Annotated in this window: 20 protein-coding genes; 17 read left to right on the top strand and 3 right to left on the bottom strand. The window is 50.0% G+C overall.

Translation table 11 applies throughout. From position 1 onward, the window contains the following. Positions 1–177 precede the first annotated feature (177 nt). The 10 genes from rtcR (at position 178) to E2566_RS02480 (ending at position 11,884) form a co-directional block, all read left to right on the top strand. Positions 178–1,755, top strand: coding sequence for an RNA repair transcriptional activator RtcR (gene rtcR / locus E2566_RS02525; RefSeq protein WP_107170791.1), 1,578 nt, complete (start codon positions 178–180; stop codon positions 1,753–1,755). 162 nt (positions 1,756–1,917) lie between these two features. Next, entirely contained in the window at positions 1,918–2,187 is a 270-nt protein-coding gene (locus E2566_RS02520) for a hypothetical protein (protein ID WP_010286776.1), read from the top strand. A gap of 13 nt (positions 2,188–2,200) precedes the next feature. Beyond that, the gene (locus E2566_RS02515) at positions 2,201–2,545 is read left to right on the top strand and encodes a hypothetical protein (protein ID WP_107170790.1); all 345 of its coding nucleotides are present in this window, start codon (positions 2,201–2,203) and stop codon (positions 2,543–2,545) included. A gap of 484 nt (positions 2,546–3,029) precedes the next feature. Continuing rightward, positions 3,030–3,365, top strand: coding sequence for a hypothetical protein (locus E2566_RS02510; RefSeq protein WP_107170789.1), 336 nt, complete (start codon positions 3,030–3,032; stop codon positions 3,363–3,365). A gap of 607 nt (positions 3,366–3,972) precedes the next feature. Beyond that, entirely contained in the window at positions 3,973–4,968 is a 996-nt protein-coding gene (locus E2566_RS02505; RefSeq protein WP_107170788.1) for a LysR family transcriptional regulator, read from the top strand. Positions 4,969–5,344: 376 nt separating this feature from the next. Next, positions 5,345–6,784, top strand: coding sequence for an aspartate ammonia-lyase (gene aspA / locus E2566_RS02500; protein ID WP_005971181.1), 1,440 nt, complete (start codon positions 5,345–5,347; stop codon positions 6,782–6,784). A gap of 396 nt (positions 6,785–7,180) precedes the next feature. Then, entirely contained in the window at positions 7,181–8,602 is a 1,422-nt protein-coding gene (locus E2566_RS02495) for a TolC family protein (protein WP_107170312.1), read from the top strand. Then, complete coding sequence (locus E2566_RS02490) at positions 8,599–9,597, top strand: HlyD family secretion protein (protein ID WP_107170313.1); 999 nt, start codon at positions 8,599–8,601, stop codon at positions 9,595–9,597. The genes E2566_RS02495 and E2566_RS02490 overlap by 4 nt, the downstream gene beginning before the upstream one ends. After that, positions 9,597–10,712 carry an ABC transporter permease gene (locus E2566_RS02485; RefSeq protein ID WP_107170314.1) on the top strand — a complete coding sequence of 372 codons (1,116 nt, stop codon included), beginning with the start codon at positions 9,597–9,599 and terminating at the stop codon, positions 10,710–10,712. The genes E2566_RS02490 and E2566_RS02485 overlap by 1 nt, the downstream gene beginning before the upstream one ends. After that, positions 10,706–11,884 carry an ABC transporter permease gene (locus E2566_RS02480; protein WP_107170315.1) on the top strand — a complete coding sequence of 393 codons (1,179 nt, stop codon included), beginning with the start codon at positions 10,706–10,708 and terminating at the stop codon, positions 11,882–11,884. Before E2566_RS02485 ends, E2566_RS02480 begins: the two co-directional genes overlap by 7 nt. A gap of 63 nt (positions 11,885–11,947) precedes the next feature. On the opposite strand, the gene E2566_RS02475 is transcribed toward E2566_RS02480, so the two are convergent. The 3 genes from E2566_RS02475 to E2566_RS02465 all read right to left on the bottom strand — a co-directional run bounded on the left by E2566_RS02475 (position 11,948) and on the right by E2566_RS02465 (position 15,016). After that, positions 11,948–13,075, bottom strand: coding sequence for a lipase family protein (locus E2566_RS02475; RefSeq protein WP_107170316.1), 1,128 nt, complete (start codon positions 13,073–13,075; stop codon positions 11,948–11,950). Between the two features lie 300 nt (positions 13,076–13,375). Then, positions 13,376–14,497: a ribosomal protein uL16 3-hydroxylase gene (locus E2566_RS02470; RefSeq protein WP_107170317.1), complete on the bottom strand. Its 1,122-nt coding sequence runs from the start codon at positions 14,495–14,497 to the stop codon at positions 13,376–13,378. Positions 14,498–14,587: 90 nt separating this feature from the next. Continuing rightward, positions 14,588–15,016, bottom strand: coding sequence for a GNAT family N-acetyltransferase (locus E2566_RS02465; protein ID WP_107170318.1), 429 nt, complete (start codon positions 15,014–15,016; stop codon positions 14,588–14,590). A 442-nt stretch (positions 15,017–15,458) separates the two neighbouring features. Here E2566_RS02465 and E2566_RS02460 point away from each other — a divergent pair, with 442 nt between their 5' ends. From E2566_RS02460 to E2566_RS02430, 7 genes are all read left to right on the top strand, one after another. After that, the gene (locus E2566_RS02460) at positions 15,459–16,487 is read left to right on the top strand and encodes a helix-turn-helix transcriptional regulator (RefSeq protein WP_107170319.1); all 1,029 of its coding nucleotides are present in this window, start codon (positions 15,459–15,461) and stop codon (positions 16,485–16,487) included. Positions 16,488–16,613: 126 nt separating this feature from the next. Beyond that, positions 16,614–18,272 (top strand): dynamin family protein, encoded by a 1,659-nt coding sequence (locus E2566_RS02455; protein ID WP_107170320.1) that lies wholly within the window; start codon positions 16,614–16,616, stop codon positions 18,270–18,272. Then, positions 18,265–19,800 carry a dynamin family protein gene (locus E2566_RS02450; protein WP_107170321.1) on the top strand — a complete coding sequence of 512 codons (1,536 nt, stop codon included), beginning with the start codon at positions 18,265–18,267 and terminating at the stop codon, positions 19,798–19,800. The genes E2566_RS02455 and E2566_RS02450 overlap by 8 nt, the downstream gene beginning before the upstream one ends. Further along, complete coding sequence (locus E2566_RS02445) at positions 19,797–20,624, top strand: hypothetical protein (protein WP_107170322.1); 828 nt, start codon at positions 19,797–19,799, stop codon at positions 20,622–20,624. The genes E2566_RS02450 and E2566_RS02445 overlap by 4 nt, the downstream gene beginning before the upstream one ends. Then, complete coding sequence (locus E2566_RS02440) at positions 20,621–21,598, top strand: leucine-rich repeat domain-containing protein (RefSeq protein ID WP_107170323.1); 978 nt, start codon at positions 20,621–20,623, stop codon at positions 21,596–21,598. Before E2566_RS02445 ends, E2566_RS02440 begins: the two co-directional genes overlap by 4 nt. Next, on the top strand, positions 21,595–23,709 hold the full coding sequence (locus tag E2566_RS02435) for a dynamin family protein (RefSeq protein ID WP_107170324.1): 2,115 nt from the start codon (positions 21,595–21,597) through the stop codon (positions 23,707–23,709). The genes E2566_RS02440 and E2566_RS02435 overlap by 4 nt, the downstream gene beginning before the upstream one ends. A gap of 310 nt (positions 23,710–24,019) precedes the next feature. Next, a complete protein-coding gene (locus tag E2566_RS02430) occupies positions 24,020–24,640 on the top strand; it encodes a helix-turn-helix transcriptional regulator (protein WP_107170325.1) in 621 nt (206 codons plus the stop codon). Positions 24,641–24,769 lie beyond the last annotated feature (129 nt).

The raw sequence follows: 24,769 nt of genomic DNA, 5'->3' as shown, positions 1-24,769 counted from the left end.
GTTTGTCATTATTCGCTATAGATATTGCCAAAGGCGTGCCAGTTTTCTGAAAAAGACAAAATAAAAATATAACCAATTGATAATTAATGATTAAAAAATAAATCATGAAAACTAGCAACAACACAAAAGAACCGGTAAATTTATCCTATAGGATAATAATTTATATAAAGGTATAACATGAAGCGTCGTGTCGTCATTGGTGTTCTGGGAACCAAGCTGGATAGGCGGGGTAAACGGGAGAATCGCTGGACGAAATGGCGGCCTACCGTCGGCCTGTGTCAGCAGCCCGATTTTCCGGTCGACCGTCTGGAACTGCTGCATCAATCGCGCAACGAGGGAATGGCACAACAGGTGGCAGAGGATATCGCTGTGGTATCACCCGCCACGCAGGTCACGCTTCAGACCGTTGAGTTAAACGATCCGTGGAATCTGGAAGAGGTCTACAGCGCCTTTCTGGACTTTGCGAGCCGCTACCCGTTCGATACCGAGAACGAAGAGTATTTCGTTCACATCACCACCGGCACCCACGTCGTACAGATTTGCTGGTTCCTGCTGACCGAAGCCCGCTATCTGCCCGCCAAGCTGCTGCAAACCGCGCCGGGGGAGAAAGCGGATCGTCCGGCACCGCAGGGCATCTATGCCGTTATCGATCTGGATCTCAGCCGCTACGCGACCCTCACCAGCCGCTTCCAGCATGAGCAGGAGCGCTCCGTCTCGTTCCTGAAATCAGGCATCGAAACGCGCAACAACACGTTCAACGCGCTGATCGACCAGATTGAACGCGTCGCACTACGCTCTACCGCGCCGATGCTGCTGACTGGGCCGACGGGCGCGGGGAAATCCTTTCTGGCCCAACGCATCTATCAGTTACGTCAATCTCGCCATCTGGTCAGCGGTAGGTTTGTTGCGGTTAACTGTGCCACGCTGCGCGGCGATAATGCGATGTCGACACTGTTCGGTCATGTGAAAGGCGCGTTTACCGGTGCGTTACAAGCAAGAACGGGGCTCCTACGTGAAGCGGACGGCGGGATGCTGTTTTTGGATGAAATCGCCGAACTCGGGCTGGATGAACAGGCGATGCTGCTCAAGGCCATTGAAGAAAAACGCTTTTTACCGTTTGGTTCGGATAAAGAAGTCAGCAGCGATTTCCAACTGATTGCCGGTACGCACCGCAACCTGCACGAGTGGATTGCACAGGGTAAATTTCGTGAAGATCTCTACGCCCGTATCAATATGTGGACCTTTCCCTTGCCGGGCTTGGCGGAACGTCGGGAAGATATAGAACCGAACATTGACTACGAACTCCAGCGCTTCGCACGCGATCACCAAACACAGATCCGCTTCGATAAAGACGCTCGACAACGCTACCTCACCTTTGCCTGCTCATCGCTGGCCGCGTGGCGCGGCAACTTCCGCGAACTCGGCTCTTCCATCGCCCGCATGGCGACGCTGGCGGAACAAGGGCGTATCACCGTTGCACTGGTCGAGGAAGAAGTTGCTCGCCTGCAAGCCAGTTGGCGAAGTGATGCGCCAGCAACCGCGCTACCGCCAGAACTCGCCAACATCGATCTGTTTGAACAGCGCCAGCTTGAAACCGTGCTCAACGTCTGTCGTACCACCAATTCGCTCTCCGAAGCCGGTCGCCAGCTGTTCGCCGTCTCACGCCAGCAAAAACAGAAGCCCAACGACGCTGACCGACTGCGTAAATATCTGGCGCGTTTTGGGCTGAGCTGGGAGGGGTTGAAGCGGGTATAAATTCATCATAAATTTATACCTTACGTGTAGGCTACGATATCATTACTCTGTTATTCTCAAGGCAACAGCAAGATGAAAATTACTCGCTATTGTCACATAGCAGAAGTCTACCGCTTATAGCCATATTCAACATAAGCAATTGTTTTAATTAAGGAAGATGATATGAAAACCACAATGTCTCAGAAGTCGGCCCGTGAAGGCCTTGGCAACCCTGAACTGTTCCAGGGGGGCGTTTATATAACGAAGAACGGCTCCGCAGAACTTTTCGTGCAGACGGCAGCAGAGCGCGAGGCAGAGTTGATCGAGAGAGAAAGAGAAAGGCAATCTAACGCACTTTTGAAACTGGTGATGACAGCCAAAAAAGAAATTAAAGACGGTCAGGGAATGTCCGCCGAGGAAGCACTACAAAAATTACGTGAAGCACGAACGTAAATAAGGAGCCAATTTGGCCAGTTCGTACACCATTAAAGTCGCACCTGCGGCTGTCTGGTCTTTGCAGGATGCTGAGTCTTATAAATCTCACTATATCGGCATTGCGCAGGCCGCTACATGGTCTGAATCGTTGTTCTCATCATCCATACAGGCCATTTCTCAAGATCCTGCACGCTACAGGCACAACGCGATATTATCCGATAAGGGAATTTCGCTCCGTGAACGTCTCTCAGTAGAAGATGATTTTCGCTGTTTGTATGATGTTGATGAAGAAAGTGGAATCATAGAGATCCTGCTTTTCGTCAGCATGAAACAGGACCTTGAGAAAATGCTCTATCGCTATCATGTGTTGAGCTGATTGGTTCCATAAGATACCGCTCGATAAACAGAACGCTTTTCCGCCCCACAGGCAGCGTAGTCGCCTCATTTTAGGGGAAACACAGGGGGAGGTTCCCGCAGGGAGGCCTCACCCCTGTGGTCGCCCCGTGTATCGCGGTTTGCCAGCGGAGGCTTTCAAGCCTGTTTCTGCGACCTTCATTCCAAAACCCGTTGTAATTCCACTGTAAATCCATCCACCCTATTTCACGTTTTTCATCGTTGGAATACAGTCTCTGTGCTGCGGCAACATCCGTAGCCGGGCTTGGAACCCCGAGCATCTCAAGACTGAAAAACGCTTTGTTTTTTCAGGGGCTGCGTGCACACTCTTTACGGTGACGCAGGCAGGACAACCGTAAGGTTGACCGGTCTTCTTGAGAGCCGGGGTTCCAATCCTGTCTGTGTCACCCCCCAAGTTTGGAACCTTGTGTGGTGGCGGACTTAATTATCTCAAGGAAAAAATGACCATGACGGACACTCACGCCACACCCGCAGACAGCACCATTACCATTTTCCGCGATCTGATCGCTGGCCTGCCTTTCGCGCAGTTAGATGACGTTCAGCTCTGCGACCTCGGCGCGATTGCTGCCGAATCGGTTGAAGGCCTGTGCCACGGCCTGCATTACCTAGGCGACACACTGCAAAATGACGTGGAACTGCCGCAAGAAAGCCTCAACCAGCTAGGCGCCTGCCTCAACGCCACCGCACACCTGATTCCAGCGCTGCTGGAAATGTGTGAACAGGCGGAACGTCATGTGCGCACAGTCACGGCAGTGGGTGATTCGCGTCTCACTACGCAGTAAAAACAATACGTTATATCCCTGTATATTGTTTCTTATACACAGATACAGGGATTCATCACGAGTTTTGCCGTTATCCGGCGTAAAAAATTATGCAGCGGTGGGCATGAGCACCGAGTGAGCGGCATGGATGCCGCGAAAGCCAGTGCCGCGTAGGGAACGCGTCACTGGCGGCTCGACTAGTGCTCATGAATACCGATGGTACCGCGAAGCGGCATAATTTCCGCCAAAAGCCTGGGGTCTCGGGGCGAGCGGCGTTTGAGCCGTCCCGAGTCGGGCGCGTGCTACGGAGATAGCATAAAAATATCGATGTTATAGCGCACGAAACCATCTCTCAGTTTGCATAAAAATATGACTAAGAGGCAGCCCTGAAGACGGGGAGGAAATAGCTGAGTCACTCTTACAGGCAGCGCTTAAGCTCTCTTCATGCTTCATCTTCAGATCCGCTAAAGCTAGAAATAAGAAAAAATTAATCAGTGATGCAACCTGTATTTTTTCTGAAGTTAGCCGACTATTCTGACATTAGTTAGCGAGGTCGTAGTCAGCGAGATGAGATAGACTAACGCTTCATATTTCGACGACATTCACCTTGCAGCGTAGGCAAACTCACATGGTTAAACGCACAGTGTCCGCCAATAAATCGATCGATATGTACGCCGTCTATGTTTTTGTGACGATGGCGGAAGCAGGAAGCATGACGGCAGCCGCCACGCGGCTAGGCCTGACGCCTTCTGCCATTTCGCAAACGATCCGGTTATTGGAAGAAGATTTCGGCGTCAAATTGGTAAACCGGGCTCGTCGCCCCTTTGTCCTGACGCCTTACGGCATTGCGTTGAAAAACCGTGGAGAAATCCTGACGGAGGAGATTGCGAACCTGAAGGCGCAGGTGTTGGAAGCGGGAAAAGGGATTAAACCTGACTTGCGTATCGGCCTGGTGGATTCGTTTGCCATCACCTGTGGTTCGGTGTTTACCAAGAGTTTGATGAAGAGTTCATCGCAGTTGCTGATTCGTACCGGGCTCAGTCCGCAGCAGGGTGAAGCGTTAATGCGCCGCGAGCTGGATATGATCGTCACCAGCGACCCGTTGATCGACAGCGATAGCGTAGTGCGTCATCAGCTGTTTTCCGAAGGCTATTTCATTATCACGCCACCGGATTACCGCAAGCGCATCAAAACGGTTGAGGACATCCGCGAGCTTTCCACCGCGCTGCCGCTGGTGCGCTTTAACCGGAACTCGCAGATTGGGATGCAGATTGAGCGTTACCTCCGACGCATCGATGTCCGCGTACCAAACATGCTCGAATTTGATAATGCGGATACCTTAACCTCGATGGTGGCGGCAGGTATCGGTTGGGCGGTAACCACCCCGCTCAGTTTCCTGCAATCCGTTGCACACTCCCGCGAGGTGCTAACGCATATGCCGGAACAGCTGAATATTAAGCGTTCGCTGTATATTGTCGGGCACCGTGATGAATACAGCGCGTTCTTTGAAGAAGCGTGCGATGTCACACATGACATTATTAAAACCGTATTTATTCCGAAATTGAAAACGCTGAACCGCGGAATAGAAAAGCTGGTTGAGATCAACCCAGATAATACGGAATAACAGTTAGGTATAACTATTCACGATTGGGAGACGGAACAAAAATGGAGGAATATATCCACCGCTAGCCATTTAACGATGCTTATTTCATGTTCGTCTCCCCGAGAACGCTTTTTATACCCGTTATACTTCAAGTTGCATGTGCGTTGGCTGCGTTCAGTCACCCGAATCACTTACCTGTGTAAGCTCATCGGGATTCCTTCGCTTGCCGCCTTCCTGAAACTCGAATTATTTAGGGTATAGCCATGATTTTATACAAATCGTGATGGGTTCGTGTTACCTGAAAATCAAAAAACAGGAAAGACAAACCCTAAAAAATCATAGTCTTAATATTGAAAACGATGCTATGTACATCGAACAAGAAAAAGGAAGAAGAACCATGTCAACGAATATCCGTATTGAAGAAGACCTGTTAGGTACCCGTGAAGTCCCTGCTGATGCCTATTATGGTATCCATACGCTGCGTGCGATTGAGAACTTTTATATCAGCAATAGCACCATCAGCGATATTCCAGAATTTGTCCGCGCTATGGTAATGGTAAAAAAAGCGGCCGCGCTGGCGAATAAAGAACTGCAAACCATCCCACGTAAAATTGCTGATACCATTCTGCAAGCCTGTGATGAAGTACTGAATAACGGTAAATGCCTGGACCAATTCCCTGTCGATGTCTATCAGGGCGGCGCGGGTACGTCAGTCAACATGAACACCAACGAAGTGCTGGCGAATATCGGTCTGGAGCTGATGGGTCACCAGAAAGGTGAATACCAATACCTCAACCCGAACGACCACCTGAACAAATGCCAGTCCACCAACGATGCTTACCCAACCGGCTTCCGCATCGCGGTATACACCTCTATCCTGAAACTGGTTGAAGCGATTACCCAACTGAGTGATGGCTTTGAGCGCAAAGCAAAAGAGTTCGAAAACATCCTGAAAATGGGCCGTACCCAGTTGCAAGACGCCGTACCGATGACCCTTGGTCAAGAATTCCACGCGTTCAACGTGCTGCTGAAAGAAGAAAACCGTAACCTGCTGCGCACCGCTGAGCTGCTGCTGGAAGTGAACCTGGGCGCTACCGCCATCGGTACACGTTTGAACACGCCGGATGAGTACCAGAAACTGGCCGTTCAACATTTGGCAAAAGTCAGCGGCCTGCCTTGCGTACCAGCTGAAGACCTGATCGAAGCAACCTCCGACTGTGGTGCTTACGTGATGATGCACAGCGCCCTGAAACGCGTCGCAGTTAAAATGTCGAAGATCTGTAACGACCTGCGCCTGCTGTCTTCCGGCCCGCGTACTGGCCTGAACGAAATCAACCTGCCAGAATTGCAGGCAGGCTCATCCATCATGCCAGCCAAAGTTAACCCGGTTGTACCAGAAGTCGTCAATCAGGTGTGCTTCAAAGTGATCGGCAACGATACCTGCGTCACCATGGCGGCAGAAGCAGGCCAGTTGCAGTTGAACGTGATGGAACCGGTTATCGGGCAGGCCATGTTCGAATCCATCCAGATTCTGTCCAGCGCCTGCTACAACCTGCTGGAAAAATGCGTCAACGGCATCACCGCCAACAAAGACGTGTGTGAAGCTTACGTCTTCAACTCTATCGGTATCGTGACCTACCTGAACCCGTTCATCGGCCACCATAACGGCGATATCGTCGGAAAGATCTGTGCCGAAACCGGTAAGAGCGTGCGTGAAGTGGTGCTGGAGCGCGGCCTGCTGACCGAAGAACAGCTGGACGACATTTTCTCCATCCAGAACCTGATGCACCCGGCCTACAAAGCCAAACGCTACACCGACGAAAACGAAGCCGTTTAATTTTCGTTTTCTGTCACTATTTTCGATCGCTGCTATACAGGCCCGGAGGAAACTTCGGGCTTTTTCTTATTCATTATTTACAGTATGACGATATTATTTTTATCCGCCGAGTGCTGACGTAGCAGAGATACCGTGACTTATTTCCCGCTGCACCTCTCCCCTAAAAATAAATTTCCCAATTCAATCCCTTATATTATTTGAATAATTTGGGATTTAGACCAAAACTAAATCATCACAAAAAATAATACGGAACACATCACCCGCAATACGTGTTTGTTTACCTGACGTTAGATGCTTTTCCTCATCATGTACAAACGGACAAGCCTTGTGCTGCTTTCAGCGGGCTTATTTTTATTAATTTGACGGTATTTGGGTAAAAGGATGATTTCACCTGGCATGCCTCGAATAACACACGGCAAAATCCGGCTTCTGACTTATTTCCCCGTCGCGCTGCTGCTGTTGCAGTGCTGGTCGTCCACGGCATTGGGGCAAACCATCTCGTTTAATCAGGCCTGGGCCCGCCTGTTGCAGAGCGATGACAGCATTGCCGCTGAACACGCCGGGGTCGATCGCGCACAGTTCCTGAAAGAATCCGCCAAAGGGCTCTATTGGCCGCAGGTCAACGTGGGCGCAAGCTATACGCGCCTCGACAAACCTGTCGAACTGGACGCACGTGACTTAAACCCGCTGTCGAACCACCGGGACATCTTCGCCGCGCTCAATCAGCTGATTAATACCAGTGGCAATCCCTTCGTCACCCGTTTCACAGAGCAAAATGTGGTCACCAGCTCCGTTCAGGTCGTCTGGCCGTTATTCACCGGAGGCAGGATTGATGCGGCTCAGTCGATTCGTGCCGCACAGGTGAATGAGGCAGAGCAAATGCTGATCGTCCGCACACTGGCGCAGTTTGAGGCGCTGGCACAGACTTACTACGGCGTGGTGATGGCGCATCAGGTAATGAAGACGCGTCAGGATATTGAGAAAGGCATGGCGCAACACTATGACCATGCGCGCAAGCTGGAAGCGCAGGGCCAAATCGCACGAGTCGAAGTGCTGTCTGCCCAATCCGCTTATGACATGGCGCGTATCGAAACACAAAAGGCGCGGCGAAGCATGGAGACCACCGAAATGCTCTTCTCCAAGCTCATCAAAACAGAAGGCGCAACCCCTTCGTCTTCGCTGTTCGTCAACAAAGCGCTTCCCGAACTGCCTGCGCTGGTGAAGCAAACGCTCAACACGCACCCCGGCTTAAAAGTGCTCTCTGCCAAGCGCGATCAGGCCAAGGATCTTATCCGTATCGAACGCGCCAAATACGCCCCTGACGTATTCCTATTCGGCAACTATCAGCTCTATGAGCAGGACACGCTGTCCGCCAGAACGACTCCGGACTGGATGGTGGGCGTCGGCGTTTCCGTCCCGCTCATCAGCCGCGAAGGCCGTTCCGACAACATCGCCGCCGCGAAAAGCGCGGAAATGCAGGTTAACTATCTGGAAGCCGATATGCGCCAGAACCTTGAAATAGTCGTCGAGAGTACGTGGCGAGAGGCCCGACTGGCGCTGGAAGAGTTCAACTCTCTGTCCTCAACGGAAAAACTGGCCGAAGAGAACGTCCAGCTACGTAATAAGGCGTTTACGCAGGGCATGTCTACCTCATTGGACGTCGTGGATGCGCTAAACCAACTCGCTGGAGCCAAAACACAGCGCGCCTCTGCAGCCTATCGTTACGTGGTATCCATCGCCAGATTGATGGCGATTTCCGGCCAGATAAACCGCTTCTCTGACTACCAGACCCAATACGCCATACAGGTGACGCCATGACACAGCCCCTGCGCCCTTCTCGTGCAAAACGCAAATGGCTCCTTCAGGCCGTTCTGTTGATTGTGATTGTCTGGATAGCCTATCGCTTCTGGCTCGCCTATCAGCCCGAACCGATACGGCTTCAGGGGCAAATCGAAGCACAGCAGTATTCAGTGTCATCAAAAGTAGCTGGCCGTATCGCAGAGGTGCAGGTACAAAAAGGCCAGCAGCTTGACGTCGGCGATCTCGTCTTTACGCTCCTGACGCCGGAACTGGACGCGAAGCTGGAACAGGCAAGAGCGGGTGAAGCCGCGGCAGGAGCAGTGGCGCTGGAAGCCAAAAAAGGCGCACGTGAACAGCAGATCGCCGCCGCCAAAGATCAATGGCAAAAAGCCAAGGCCGGTTCCGAGCTAAGCCATAAGACTTATCTGCGCGTACAAAACCTCTATCAGGAAGGCGTGTTACCGCTGCAAAAACGGGATGAAGCCAAAGCCTCGTGGGATGCTGCGCGCTATACCGAAGGGATGGCGTGGCAGGAATATCAAATGGCGCAGGAAGGCACGCGGAAGGAAACTCAGGTCGCCGCAGAGGAAAAAGCGCGTATGGCGGCAGGCTCCGTCGCCGAGGTGGAGGCCTATCTGGCAGAGGCCCGCGTTGTCAGTCCGCACACTGGCGAGGTCAGCAATGTGCTGTTGCGCAGCGGTGAAATTGCGCCACAGGGCTTTCCTGTGGTCACGCTACTGGACATGAGTGACATCTGGATTCAGCTAGCGGTACGCGAAGATCTGCTGGAGCGCTTTGCGATGGGCTCCGAATTTGAGGCGCGTATCCCGGCGCTCAATAACCAGACATTCCGGTTTAAGGTATCTTACGTTTCCGTCATGGGGGATTTCGCGACGTGGCGGGCAACGGACACCCGCCAAGGATTTGATATGAGGACGTTCGAAGTAGAAGCGCGGCCAGTTCGACCGGTTGACGGGCTGCGCGTTGGCATGAGCGCGCTGGTAGAAATGTGATGGTACGCGAATGGAAGGCGCTGTGGCGCGACCGCTGGGGGATGGCATTAGCGCTCTGGCTGCCGCTTGTCACGATGCTGATTGTTTGGTGGACGCTATCTGGAGCGATTGTCCGCGAGCTCCCCATCGGTTTAATTGATCTGGACAACAGCACGATGTCGCGCCAATTTGCCAGAGAGTTGCATGCCTCATCCTCCTTCGACCTGAATCATCAGTTCTCATCAATAGAAGAAGGCTCGACCTCGTTGCGCGGTGGCAAGATCTATGCGCTGGTGGTCATCCCCCGCCACTTTGAGCGTGATATTCGCCTGAAAACATTACCGACGATTACTGCCTGGAATAATGGGCAGTTCGTCCTGATTGCCAAAGTCATCAACAGCTCATTGGCGCTGGTAGCGGGGACATTCAACGGACAAATTGCCGTGGTGCAGGCGCTATCTCAGGGGGCAGCCGTTCCCGAAGCCAAAGGACTGGCGGTACCCATTGGCGGGCAGATTACCGCACTGTTTAATCAGAACGCCAACTACGCCCAGTTTTTGCTGAACGCGATCATCCCCTCGATCTGGTCGATTCTACTCGCGCTATACGGCCTGAATACGCTGGCACGGGAGGATCGGCACGGAACACTCTGGGTGCCAGAGAATCGCACCGCCATCGGTGCTAAATTCCTGACGCACTGGCTAATCGGCTGGGCATGGGGCGGCCTATGGAGCTATGCGCTGTATAGCCTGCTTGGTTATCCACTCAACGGTTCAGCGCTGCTGCTCGTTATCTCGATTGGCATCACTGCCGGTGCCTGCATCGCGCTAGGCATGGCCTTCTATGCGCTGATTCGCGACCCGGCACGCGCCGTTTCCATTGTCGGAGCGCTAATGGCCCCCGGACTGGCGTTTATGGGCATCACCTTTCCCGCCGCCGCAATGGAGACATTCGCTACGTTCTGGCGACAATTACTGCCTGTCGCGCACTATGGCGACATTGCCATTGCCATCACCAGCTACGGTGCTGGGATCGCTCAGATCGCGCCCGCATTGGCCGCGCTCGCCCTATTCTGGCTCCTGCTACCGCTCACTCTCTGGCGTTACCGCTCCAGTGGCAAGGAGGCCGCATGCTGACTCTCGCCACTCTCATCCGGTTTGAGCTGCGCAGCTTACTGCGCGATCCGACTATCTTACTCACCCTGTTCGGCGGGATTCTGCTCTATTCCTTTCTCTATCCGCGACCTTACCTCGCCCAGACGCCACGCGAACTACCGGTGGTATTGGTGGATGAAGATGGAACTCAGCTCTCACGCCGTCTGGCATTTATGGCCGATTCTACACCGGAGGTACGGCTGGTGGCGCAGCGCAATACGCTGGATGAAGCTAAAGCGCTGCTTCTGCATGGCGAAGCGAAGGGAATTCTCTACATTCCGCGCCACTTCTATCGCGACATCATGCAGGGGAAAAGCGTTACGGTAAGCTATTCGGCCGATGCCAGCTACTTCCTGATCTATGGCGCGATCGCGCAGTCTTTGGCGACGGTCGGCGGCACCGCGGGCGCACAGGTCAAAGTCGCACGGCTGCTTGCTCAGGGAGAAGGCATACCCGCCGCCAGCTCGCAGTGGCAGGCCACTTCTCTGAATGTCGTGCCGGTCTTTAATCCAACCATGGGCTATGTCGATTATGTAGTTCCAGGTGTCTTCATGTTGATACTGCACCAGATTTTACTAATGGGATGCGGTCTGCTCGGTGCCGGACAAAATCAGCGCACTCGGTCCGGCTGCGTGCGCTACTGGCAGTATGCCGCACCGTGGCGTTTACTGCTGGCGCGTACGCTGGTCGTTGGCTGTGCCTACCTGTTGTCGCTGCTCTATATGCTCGGCTTTTGCCTTGATGCCTATGGCATCGCACGCGAAGCCAGCATGAGTCAGCTACTCCTGTTTACATTACCCTTCATCCTTTCAACGCTGTGGCTTGGCGTCGTATTGGGGGCCACCTTTACACGCAAAGATCTCCCTAGTCAGGCGGTGCTGCTCTCCTCCATTCCGATTGTCTTTCTTGCTGGCTTCATCTGGCCCGTGGAAATGATCCCCGCACCACTGAACTGGCTGGCTCAGTGGATACCCGCGGTCTTCACGATTCAGGGAATATTGCGTCTTAATCAGATGGGAGCAGATTTCACCCAGATCGGCGCATTTTGGTGGCATTTGTGGATGCTTGCCGTGCTTTACGGCCTGCTGGCGTGGGGGATGCTAGGGTATCGGCAGTGGCAGTACCGCCGCGAAAACCAGACCGCGCGTCGATAACGGGAATACTGTCCCGGCGAACACGCCGGGACAAGAGGTTTACGGTTTTGCTGTATGTCTACACTATTTACTCAATACGAAAGGCACAGAATTACGCAGTGAAACGTTCACCGTTTCGCTGTGGTCCATGCCTTTATATTGATGCACATCGGCTGACGTCCCCGCACTCACGACATCTTCCGCAAAGTGAACCTGCATCTTGGTAGGCACGTTGATGTCATTGGTTCCAATCCCGATAAAGACCGGAGGGGTAACACGTAGCGTGTTGTAGCGAAAATGCGCCATTTGGTCATCCAGTAGGTCATAGATCGCAGGCTTCAGACTATTGGCGGCATTCAGCCCCTCTTCCATTACTTTTTGCGTCAACTCACCGATACACATCTTACGAGCATCTTCGACAAGCTTAGCGGCTTTCGGCTCGAAATAATCCTCGACCTTAAACCCTGGCTTCATATCGGTTGCTGACAGATAGATATACATCACATAAGGGATTTTAGGATCGCCGCCCTTTACGTCCACGTCAAAAATCTTTTTCGCCGAGGTTTTATCATCAAAATAGGGCGTGCCGGTCAATACGGTCGAGGCGATATTCAGATTCGGCGCATAACCCGGTTGGTAGCCCGTACTCGCAAAGGCCGCGTGAGCCCCCTGCGACTGGCCGACGATCGTCAACTTATTTTGCAGCGGGAATGTGGTCAGTGACGCTTTGACGCTATCCAACACGCTCCATGCCTCACCACGTGAATTGAGGTAGTGATGCAAGCCAGCAGATCCTAGCCCCGCATAATCCGGTGCCACAATCGCAAACCCCAGCGACAGCCAGGTATTCAGGTACTGCGAGTCCCGAGCGGAACGCGGATTGAGGGATGGCGCGCAGGAGGTTCCCACACCAATCGTCCCATGTGTCCATACCACAACCGGCCAGCCCTCTTTGGGTGCCTCACCTTTGGGGATGAAAACCGCGCCAGTATCTTCCCGCAGGCTTTCACCATCGACGCCACTCTTCGAAGAATACTTGATTCGATACTGTTCCCCCGCCTCCATAAGGCCTAATTCTTTCTTCAACTCCGTCTTTTCTATCAGGGTACCGGGTGTTTTCGTCTCTGCAAAAGCAAACGGAGCCATCATCCCGACAGAGAGGGTGAGAAGTAACGCTAAGGGTTTTTGCTTGAGTGTAGGCACATGAAGCATGGCATTTCTCCAGAGTTATTTAATTGGATATCACTCTAAAGATAGTTCAGTTATGGATTAAATTGCGTGACGGGATAATTTTTTATCAATAAATTCAATAGCTAGCTAATTTTTAGTCAAGGGATGTTAACGCTATAACGATCTGCACATTGGCGTTATCGACGTCAGGTCGACTGCCGAGTATTCACAGGGCTAGCCTATACGCGTGCTGTACTGCGAACCATTCAAGGGATAATGCGCGGCTCCCAAATCACGTCATGCAAGACGAACGTGCCCAGAAACCGCTAAAGAGAAGGAAATTTATTCGTCGAAGAACCAGTAGCCCTGATTAACCAGCGCGGTTAATTCCGCCACGAATGCTGGGTTCTCCAGCGCCTTGCCCAGCTCTTTTTTACCAAGAACGGTGTAACGGCACAGCGCATCAGCCGCTTTAGGATCGACGGTATCCAACCGTTCACTGTTGATGAAGTAGCTACCGCCCACTTCCAGAACGCGCAGCCCGTTCAGGCGCGTCAGCACGTCACCGTCCATCAGCGCCCCCACAATCTCATCCTGCTCGTAAGGCGGTTCCGCCGGAGCGATATCCAACTCGTGGCGCGGCGTCGTTACAAAGCGGCCGAACCACGCTTTAAGCGCTTCCGGCTGATTAATCACGTCGATCATCATCTCGCGAAGACGGTCAAACTCATAGTCTTCAACCCGCCCTGGATGCTCCCGACAGGTCAAATCAGGATCGCTGTAGTGCTCACCTCCGAGATCGTTCTCCAGCACATAGTCAGCAAAACTGCTGATTAAGTCTCTACCATTCGGGCCACGAAATCCCACGGAATAGTTAAGTGCGGTTTCGTGAGTAAAGCCGTCATGTGGGAAACCTGGCGGAATATAAAGAATGTCGCCCGGCTCAAGATCTTCATCAATAATCGGCGGGAAAGGATCGACATGCAGCAACGCAGGGTGCGGGCAGAACTGACGCATCGGCAGTTTATCACCCACGCGCCAGCGACGGCTGCCCATCCCCTGAATGATGAAAACATCGTACTGATCGATATGTGGGCCAACACCACCGCCCGGTACGGAAAAGGATATCATCAGGTCATCTAAACGCCAGTCTGGCAATACGCGGAACGGACGCACAAGTTCAGCAGACGGCGCATGCCAGTGGTTCACCGCCTGAGCCAGCAGCGACCAGCCAGTTTCACCCAGATTATCAAAATGTTCAAAAGGCCCATTGCTGGCCTGCCATTGACCATTTTTATAGCTGACCAGACGGCTATCAACCTCCGCCTCCATCGCAAGACCCGCCAGCTCATCCGGCGTAATGGGGTCAACAAAATTCGGGAAAGCGTTCTTTAATACAACGGGTTGTTTTTGCCAATATTTTTCTAAGAATTCGGGCCAGTTAAGATTAAGTTGGTAAGCCATGCGTTCACACCAGTGAGAAGAGAAACGGGCCTGATTATAAAGAAGGTGGTGCCAGCACGACTTTGTCATTGGTCAATGGGGTGATAACTATCATGCAGACTGCATATTTTGCTTTATTAGATAGTGCCTTAACATTCCTTCTTCAGGAAAATCAGGTAAGGACATTTGTAACTGATAACCTTGCTTTTCATAGAAGGGAAGCGCCTGAAAACTAAACGTATCCACAAGCGCATGACGGCACCCAAGACGCATAGCCTCCTGCTCAGCTTCCTTCATCAACGCGCTACCGAGCTTCAGACCTCTGGATTCTTCACTCACCCACAAATAATCAATACACAGCCATAACCCTTTCCGCGTTGCGATCAACCCACCCAGCATAGTCCCAGCGCTATTTCGGTGAAAAATACCGATTTGCCCAAAGGAAGCAGGATTGATAAACCGATGGTTGTAGCTTCTCAGGCCAGCAAAAAGCGCCTCCCGATCGTTATCAGTAATGTCGTGCGTCACGATTAATTCCACTAGATCCTCCGAAGAATAGAAATGATAAAAACCTAACAATATGAATATAATTGATATTATTTTTAATTCACCATAAGAAACAGCTTCAACGAATAGGATGTCTAAACCGCATTTTTATGGCCTTGTAGTGGTCAATAAAAACCCTTTTCACGGCAACGATGATGACACTAGCACAACATTTTTCTATCAAGCGACGCAGAATGTCGCTTGGTTGTCTGAAGGTGTAGCTCGATACATTATCTAGCTTGATTAAGGTGTTCAACATGAAAGGATTTATCTATTTTACTGTTGGTCTGGTCGTTGGAGTCTGGCTGGTGAAGCAAAACCAGACGATAGATGACTTGAAAAGAGATCTAGAGAACGAGTAGATCAACACAGCGGACGATAAGAAAAACTATCGTATTCAACTTTTAAGCACAGCATTCTTTTTAGGCTCGGCACTATGTCAGATCCCAAAGACAGATTATTTCGCCATCTGGCGCTCCTGCGCCTGATACCTCGTCAACCACGGAGTATTTCTACTCCCGCACTACTGCAAAAACTCAAGGATCGCGAGTTTGACATCGATTTGCGTACTTTACAGAGGGATCTTGGCGGACGACTAAGCAAGGATTTCCCGCTCCATTGTAATGAAGATGAACGACCTTACCGCTGGAGTTTTCCCAGCAATATGCCCCAGTTTGATTTCCCTGCGCTAGACACACCAACAGCGCTCGCTTTCGCTTTTGCCGAAAATTATCTAGAGAAATTATTACCCCCCAGCGTTCTCCATCTACTTGAGCCACATTTCGCAATGGCTAACAGGCAATTACAAGGGCTTGAGCATAATGGGCTAGCACACTGGGCAAACCATGTGCGGGCTTTACCTAACGGTAAAATCCTTCAACCTGCAGAAGTGGATGCTGACATTTGGGTTCATGTCTCTACCGCGCTAATGGAAAAACGCCAGTTACAGATTCTCTACCTCAGCCGTAGCAAAGGTGAGTCCAAAAATCTGCATATTCACCCCGTCGGTCTAGTCGCGCGGCACTCAATAAGTTACCTGATTGCAACTGTCGATGGTTATGACGACCTGCGTCATTTCGCCCTGCAACGCATCCAACACGCAGAACGTCTGGATATGCCCGCCCGCGCGCATGAGAGCTTCGATATTGACAGCTATATCGCATCTGGCGCTTTTTCTCCAAGACAGAGTGAAACAGAGGTGGAGTTAATCGCCGATGTTCACCCACAAATTGCCTGGCTCTTACGAGAAACACCACTTAGCCAGCAGCAAACGCTTGAACCGTTATCAGGCAGCGACTGGCTACGCCTACGGGCTTACGTACCACTGGATCAGGAGACACTGTGGTGGATCTTTGGGCTAAACGACAATATTCGGGTGTATAAACCTGATTGTTGGGTAGCGGAGATTCGGGAAAAAGTCGAAAAAATCAGAGAGATGTATGAAGGAAAAGGCAGAGCGATTTAAGCGTGGTGCCAGTGGCTTATCGTCAAAATCAACGATCTCCTTTGAATAACGCCCGAGACGCTAACATCGCACCGTTTCACATTTTTATTTTTCGCCTTTAGTTTCGATTATACAAGGAAGGGCAGTATGTCATTACAACAAGAAGAATTACGGGTTAAAGCCTGTTTTCCACAGCTACAAACCTACTGGCAACGATATGAATTCCCTGAGGCTCCTCTAAAAGAGCTAGAGAATACTCTCAGCACGTTTTCGGTACGTTTACCGCTAATCGGTGCCTTCAGCGCGGGAAAATCATCACTTATCAATACCTTTTTGCAAGAAAACTTGCTTTCCGTTGCCATCGATCCAGAAACCAGCTTACCCACAGAACTACGTTTCGCGCCACATGAACGCATCGTATTGCAGCGTAAACACCACGAATCACAGACACTCACCCGTGATGCACTTAAAAATCAACAGTATGGCGAGCATAACTCAGAAAATATTGTGGAAGTTTGCCTGCCCTCTCAAGAATTGGCACACCTCGAAGGCATGACGCTGGTTGATATGCCAGGTTGGGAATCGGGGATCAAACAACACTCTCTCGCCATTGATAACTACCTGGATCGCAGTGCAGCCTACTGTGTAGTCGTCAGCGTTGATGAAGGCGTACTGAAAGAGAGCTTGAGAAAAATTATTGAAGAGCTGTCTATCCATGAAAAGCCCGTGATGCTGGTCATCACCAAATGTGACAAAAAACGCCCAGAAGATGTGGATGCGGTTGTCCAACACGTTCAGCAGCAGGTTGAAGCCATCACTAAAAAGCCACTGCTCGCGGTTTGCCGCACACAGCGTAAAAATGCCACAGAGTGGGCTATAGCATTACGACGCTTACTCCCCTTGCAGCAGCATTTTTTCCATCAGGCTATCGGCAGTGTCGTCCAGAAGCACATCGGGGACGTGCTATCGCGTGTCAATCAACTGGCACAGAGTCAGAATCAAACATTGGACAGCATCGAAAATAAACGAGAAATCTTAGCGTCGCAGTATCAGCGTTTACAGGATGATTTGCGGCAAGTAACCGTGACACTTCAAGAACAGCAGGAAGTGGCCACACAAGCCATTATTGATGAGTTTGCCAGTAAATTGAACGCTCAATTAGACACCCTCGCCTACGCGTTATTAAATGGAGAAGAGACGGGTAGCACGATTGGCCACGCTCTGCGTATGGCCTACTCTCAGGGGGTTGAGCGTCACCTCAAACCGGCAATACGTCAGGAGCTTGGGCAGTTGCACTTACAGGGAGGGCCGCTGGCGGAAGGAATGAATTTTTCTTATCAGTTCCAGTCTGATTCAACCGCTCAGGACATCATCACCAGTACCTTAGCCTACATCTTGCCGATGGCTATCACACTCATCACGCGTATCCCGATGGCGAAGCTATTAACACCCATTATTACCTCAGCGTTGGAATCACTGTTTAGTCGCGGTAGTAAAGAACTGATACAGCGTCAGCAGCAGGAGGAAGCCCGACAGCATGTCATCAACACGGTGATCCCTGCTTGTCGCACAAAAGCTGCACCAGAAATATCGCAAGCGCTGAGTAGTACGATTGATGACATCATGAGAGCCATTAGCGCGGCCGCACAGGAAAAATTAGCAACCGTGCAAACGACATTAGATCAGGTCGCACGTGAGTTAGCCGCAGAGAAAAGTGCCGAATCGCAACGCCAACAAACATATCAACAGGATCGCGCAGCGCTGCAACAGATGTTGACGCAATTGCAGGAATTCAATCATGGCTGATGTAATCGCAACGCTGGGTGAAGATGTACTACGTGAACGCTACAGCCTACTTTGCCAATCCTGCGAGGACCGCCCCAACGGGGCCGCAAAAGAGGATGAAGCCATCCTACAAACGCTGGAAAATCTGATTGAACAAGATTTGCCGACCTTGGCACGCAAAGGCAGCCCTTCAACCTTTACCGATATTTTGCATGAATTACGGCATGAAATGGTGCGCTTTCGCGAGTTTTGCGAGTATCCAGAACTTTCCAGCAAGGTAGTCGTTGGCTTGGGGGGGAGTTTCAGCGCGGGGAAATCATCACTGATTAATGCGCTTGTCGGCGATCGCAGTTGCCTGGTCACAGAAGTCGACCCCACCACCTCTTTGCCTACCTATTTGGTAAAAGGGAACGACGGTGAAGCAACAGAAGTCAGAGCCATTAATCTATTTAACCGCCTTATCTCAATCAGCCACAAACAGTTTCGCACCCTGACCCATGAAGAACGGGAAAGCTATGGCAGCCAGGTGAGCCGGATGCTGAAATCGGTGATTGTTTCTCACCACGGGTTTGGCTGGGAAAATCTGGCACTGCTGGATACTCCGGGCTACAGCAAAGCGGATGAGCAGGGAAGTGCCAGAACCGACGCCAGCATCGCTCGCAGCCAATTAAACAGCGCACAGTTTATCATTTGGCTGGTGCCAGCAGATCAAGGCACTATAACCCAAGACGACATTGCGTTTCTCGCCACGCTCGATCGCGCGATCCCAAAACTCGTTATTGTCAGCCGTGCGGATAAACACCCTGAAGAAACAATCGGCAAGATCATCACGTTAGTGGGCAAAATGCTGGCACAGCGTGGTATTGAAGTATTAGACGTCCTTCCTTTCTCAAATCGCCCACGCCAGCCGTACTCCGTGTCTCCGTTGGCAAAATACCTTGATGGCTGGGATCGCATTCCACGCGATCCTGGGTTCACAAAACAATTTAAACGCCAGTTTATGACGTATGGAAACTATCTGGACGAAGCACGCCAGGATGCGCAACGTCAGCTCAGTAAGTTCAACCGTATTCTAACCCTGAGTGATGATCCAAGTGTGCAGGCCGATATTCTCAGCCTGCAACGTAAAAACAAAGCCAGCCTGCATCAACTGGAAGACATTAGCCAGTCACTCAATGTTATTCAGCAACAATTCTTTAGCGGACTCAAACAGATTGGTCAGCGTCTGGGTATTCCATTAGACGAACCAGAAAGCGTATCACTGCTAGAGTATGCCCCCATCAGCCTACAAAAAATGTTATTAACCTTGGCTGACGAGCGTGATATGGATTTACGTGATGAGGTGGATACCGAACTGTGGCGGCCATTGACATGGGATATACAGCCAGAAAACGTGGAGCGCCTGCTGCGACGCGATGTTCCTGAGATGGCCGACATCTGGCAACCGTTGATGGACGATGCCCCGTTGTCTGGGCTGGATGCTTTGCTTCGCCGCGATCATACACACTTCGCCTCGTTACAAGCCCTGAGCAAAGGAAGCTCATCATGACCCACAATAATTTGGACGCATTGATAAATACGGCACGCATCGGGCTGGAACCGTTAGACGCTCATTATATTGCGCCACAAGAGGCTGCATTTAAGAACGACTATCTGACTTTGCTGGCCACCCTTCTGCTAGAAAATGGCGCACTCAATGACAATCAGCATCGACTGATGACACTGCTACTGCCAGCCATTAACCCTTCATTTCCGCTGTCTCATTATCTTCAGCAAGCGTCTAAATTAGATGCGGATAAACTGCGGCATATTCTCGATAATCTGCGACGGGATCAACACGCCTCTCAGGCGCTACTTTTTGATTTTGTGGTCGCCCAGAGAATTGCCGGACCACTCAGCACAACCACGACCGAACGTTTATCCTGGATAGCCAAATTAACGGGATTACATGAAGAACAGCTCTTACATATCAACTTTTGGAGTATGCAACTGCTGGGCCTAACCACACGATTGGCGGATTTCTCCAACCTCGCGGAGGAAGTGAACATCGCGACATGTGATTCGTCATACATATCCAATGATCCAGACAAAGCGACCTTTCCTCAAAAAGGTGAATTCTTAACCAAAGGGCGCTATGTGTATAGCGTCAAAGAGCCTCTTAATACACAACTATTTCAAATGTTCTCTCCATCTCAATATACCTCACGAACAGTCTATATTCACCAATCCTGCATCGTGTTTAATATCATTATGAATGAGGTAAAAAGTAATGATTTAAATTACGGTAAAAACGGTGAGCCAGTTTTTAAAATCATTCCTCTCCCCACGGCCTTCAGTGCCTGGCAATCCTTTTTTTATAGAGAACTACCATGAATGAAATAAACCCTCTCACGATCCTAAATCAATTAGATTGCTTACGCATAAAAGAGAATGCTTATTCAACACACTCGCTAAATGAGGAAGATGAACATACCCGTCGGCATTACTGTGCATTGTTGTTGATGGTGCTGTTGAGCCATGGTCCAATCAGTGCCGATCAACAAAGAATGCTGCAACTCTGGCTGCCGACTATTGGCATGGACGGTCGACAGGCGGAATTGTGTCAGTTAGCGATGAAGCTGGGACAGGAGGGGCTGGAAGAGGCGATAAACACCTTGCGTGACGTGGGGGGAAATTACAGTTTTATGCTAGATTGCCTGATCTTCGCGCGAACGAATGGTCCGCTAACACAACAGCAGGTCACACTGCTGGAGGCGTTAGCAACCTTTCTGGACATCGAACAACCACATATGGAAACCATCGTTTATGCTGCCTGCCTGGTATTAGGATTACCAACAGGAGAGAAAAAAGCATCGGAGCTCACGCTGGGTATTCACTATATATCTGTATGGCGAGAGTTTTTGGATGACTATATTGAGTTACTGTTTCTTGGGTTAAAAGAGTGGTGGGAAAGTAATGATTTAGATTATAAAATACCTCAAGAAAAAAAGGATTTAGGAAATATCACAGAAATCAATATTTATAGCAATGGATGGAAATACGCTACACCTTTCCCTGCGGGTTTATCTTTGTTAAAAAATATGGAAACACTTACTTTCGACTCATACAAAATCACAGAATTCCCTAATGTTAGTATATTACCTAAAAACCTACGTGAAATAAAAACGGGAGGTTACGGTAAATTTAATACACTACCAGACTCTATTTGTCAGATGAAAAATTTAAAGAGACTGTCAATCCCGACATCAAGTTTGCAAAACATCTCAGAAAAAGTCTTCACATTTCTCAAAGACAATAATATTGCACATAGCATTCATGATAGCTGCTTTATTAAGGGGCCAAAATGACAACGTTGTTGCAACAGCGTATTCAGCGCGTACTTGAAGCTACCACAGCTTCCCACTCTCAATTTGTTAACGAAAGTAATGCGTTACAGGCATTAGCAAAGGATTATGCACAAAAACTCGCTCGGTGGCAGCATCATGAGCAAACGCTAAATATTGGCATTATGGGGCAGGTGAAGGCCGGAAAGAGCACCTTCCTCAATACCCTGCTTTTTGATGGCCGCCCTATTCTACCGGAAGCAGCGACCCCCAAAACAGCCAACCTGACGCGTATCGGTTACGGAGAACAGCACAGCCTGCAAGTGGAGTATTACAGCAAAGAAGAATGGCAACAAATAGCGGCTCAGGCGCAGCAATCCTCCGTAAGTGATAGCCACAAGGTAGCGCGTGAGCTATTGGAGATGTCAGCGCATGCTGGTATCGATTTAGCCGCACACTGGCAAAAAGTAGCGTGCCTCGAGAATCATACGGAAATCGTCTTAGCCGATAATATCAGCGAGCTACAGGGATTATTAAACACATATACTGGCAACGATGGTCGGTTAACCCCGCTGGTAAAATCCACCACCCTCACCCTGCCGGACGAGACGCTGAAAGGGTTTGAAGTCGTCGATACTCCTGGTATGAATGACCCTGTCCAAAGCCGCTCACAGAAAACCCGTGACTATATGGCGAACTGCGACGTGGTATTTTTCCTCTCTCGTTGCAGCCAGTTTCTTGATGATGCCGATATTCGCTTATTAGGCGAGCAGCTTCCCAGCAAAGGCGTCAAACGGCTGGTACTGGTAGCGGGACAATATGATTCCGTGATTCTGGATGATGGATACGATCGCGGTTCTTTAGCAGAAACAGAAAACAACATTCAAAAGCGACTGTTACGTATTGCCCAACAAAAATCCGCTGAATTGGTGGAATTTCAACGGGGAAACGGCAATGACGCACGGGCAACCATTCTGGAGAAATTAGCACATCCGGTGTTTGCCAGTACATTCGCATGGGGATTTGCCCACTGGCCGCAAGAAAAATGGAGCGGCAGTATGTCGCATACCTTTAATCAGCTACAGGGCATCGCTGAAGAGCGTTGGCCCAATACGTTCACACAGCAGGACTGGCTGCGTATCGCCAATTTCGACACCTTAAGTAAGGTATGGCAACAGGCACGTCAAGATCGCCAGCCCCTTCTGGAACAGCAGCGGGCTGCATTTACGCATGAAAGCGACACCCAGCTAACACATATTCTCACGCACCTATCGGGCAGGCTCAGAAGCCGTATACAGCTGTTAGAAAATCAAGACATACACAGCTTGCAGCAGCAGCAAGCATTGTGTCAGAAACGGCTTGAGGGTATCGCGTCAGAGTTACGCACAATTCTGGGCGATACCATCCATACTGCTCGTCAGGAAACAGAACGTGTCAAAGCGCGGCTAAGTGAAGATATTACCCGTCATCGTGAGTTGAGAAATCATACTGGTTCTAAGCAAGAACGCTACTCCTACGAGGTGAGTGACTCAAGCTGGTATAACCCTTTTTCCTGGGGAAGCACACGTACCGTATACGATTCCCGTACCGTGTCTTACCACTACTTTAGTCCTCAGGATGCGATAGAACAGGTTCGTCAATATAGTCGGGCATGCGCCAGCCAGATCCGCCAGCATTTTAATCGGTTAATTGAGCCCGCTGCGCTAAAGAACCAATTACGTCAGGCGCTTATCCAACATTTGAATACAAGCAGCGATCAGTTTGATCCTAGCGTATTTCGTAGTGCACTGGAAAATGCGATCTACAGCCTAGTGTTACCGGAGCTTATGCTGGAAGCGGATGAATCACGCATCATGATCCCCTTTCAGGATGAAATCAAAACAAGCGAGGACAAACAACGGTTACAAAATGCACTGGATGATGCCTTGGGATCGATGTTTATCGGCTTGTCCCAACAGCTAACCGTAGGAGCACAGCAAATCTTCTCCCAACTCGATGTGCTGAAAAATACCCTCCAGGAAACGTTAAGCGAGAATCTGGAAACAGAAGTCAGTGAAATTAAAGCAGGGCTTCAAGATAAAGAAAATGAAATTAACGGGTATCGATGTTTACTCCGCCAACTACAGGACAGTTAAGCATCGCGTCCATATGGATGTAACCCTATAAAGGCTAAAATAAGTTCGTATTGCTATACTTACACGATAGTCAATGCGAACTTGCTATTTCTTATTACCCACACATCAAATCGTCGCGTTAAAACCTTTCATAAGAAAAAAACCTTCTTCTTTACCTCACGCGACCCAAACTGTCGCTCCCATCAGAATAATAATAAGTCACATAGATTCGTGGGCAAGCAACATCATGGATTACTCCATTCACTACGCGAACACGCAAACTGACATAGACATGGCCTTTGCCAGCGCTCTATCACGACCGAGGGATTTCATGATTGCGATTAATGTTGATCATTTAACAGTGATAAATCATACCTATGTACCTAGAGAATGTCTGAAAAAAGCAACGATCCAGCCAGCAATTGATATCATTACCCCCTGTATCTTCACGAAAAAAGCATTTGAAAATATAAAAATAGATGATCATGCCGGAATATCTATTATTGATATTGAACATGGTATTGATCTGGCATTATTAACTCACCATATCGCTAGCCAAGAACGAAAGGTTATTATTCTGAACAACCGCAGGCATGCGCCAGTGATGATCGCAAAAAAGGTAATACTGTTATCAAAACACACATCGATGAGCACAATTAAAAAAGTTATCTCAGCCATGCCATCATTCAGAGAAATAAAAGGGAAGACGATATCGTTATCACCGAATGAGAAAATATTCTTCAGCTATTGGTTAGACGGAATATCAATAAAAGATATCGCAAAAAAGATGGCGATAACCCATAAAACCGCCAACAACATGAAAAATAATATCTACAGAAAATATGGAATAAAGGATCTGCTTACCTTTTTACTCATCGCTAGAATCTCACACATGAAAAGTATCGCTGATGCCGAACATCACAGGGTTATCTACGTCGATAAGGTAGCGTGACATGAAATTCCGAGAGCAGCAGGAGGCTTGAATCCCACTGATTTTGCTAGCATTGTCGCAATATATTCCCTTCCAGTTTGTGTTGCGTATGCCATCTGTTCAGGAGCTTCAAACTACAATTTCCAACAT

Origin of the sequence: Pectobacterium punjabense (assembly GCF_012427845.1) — a bacterium.
GTDB lineage: Bacteria > Pseudomonadota > Gammaproteobacteria > Enterobacterales > Enterobacteriaceae > Pectobacterium > Pectobacterium punjabense.
The sequence above is the reverse complement of the archived record's forward strand: the minus strand, read 5'-3'. Positions and strand labels throughout refer to the sequence as shown.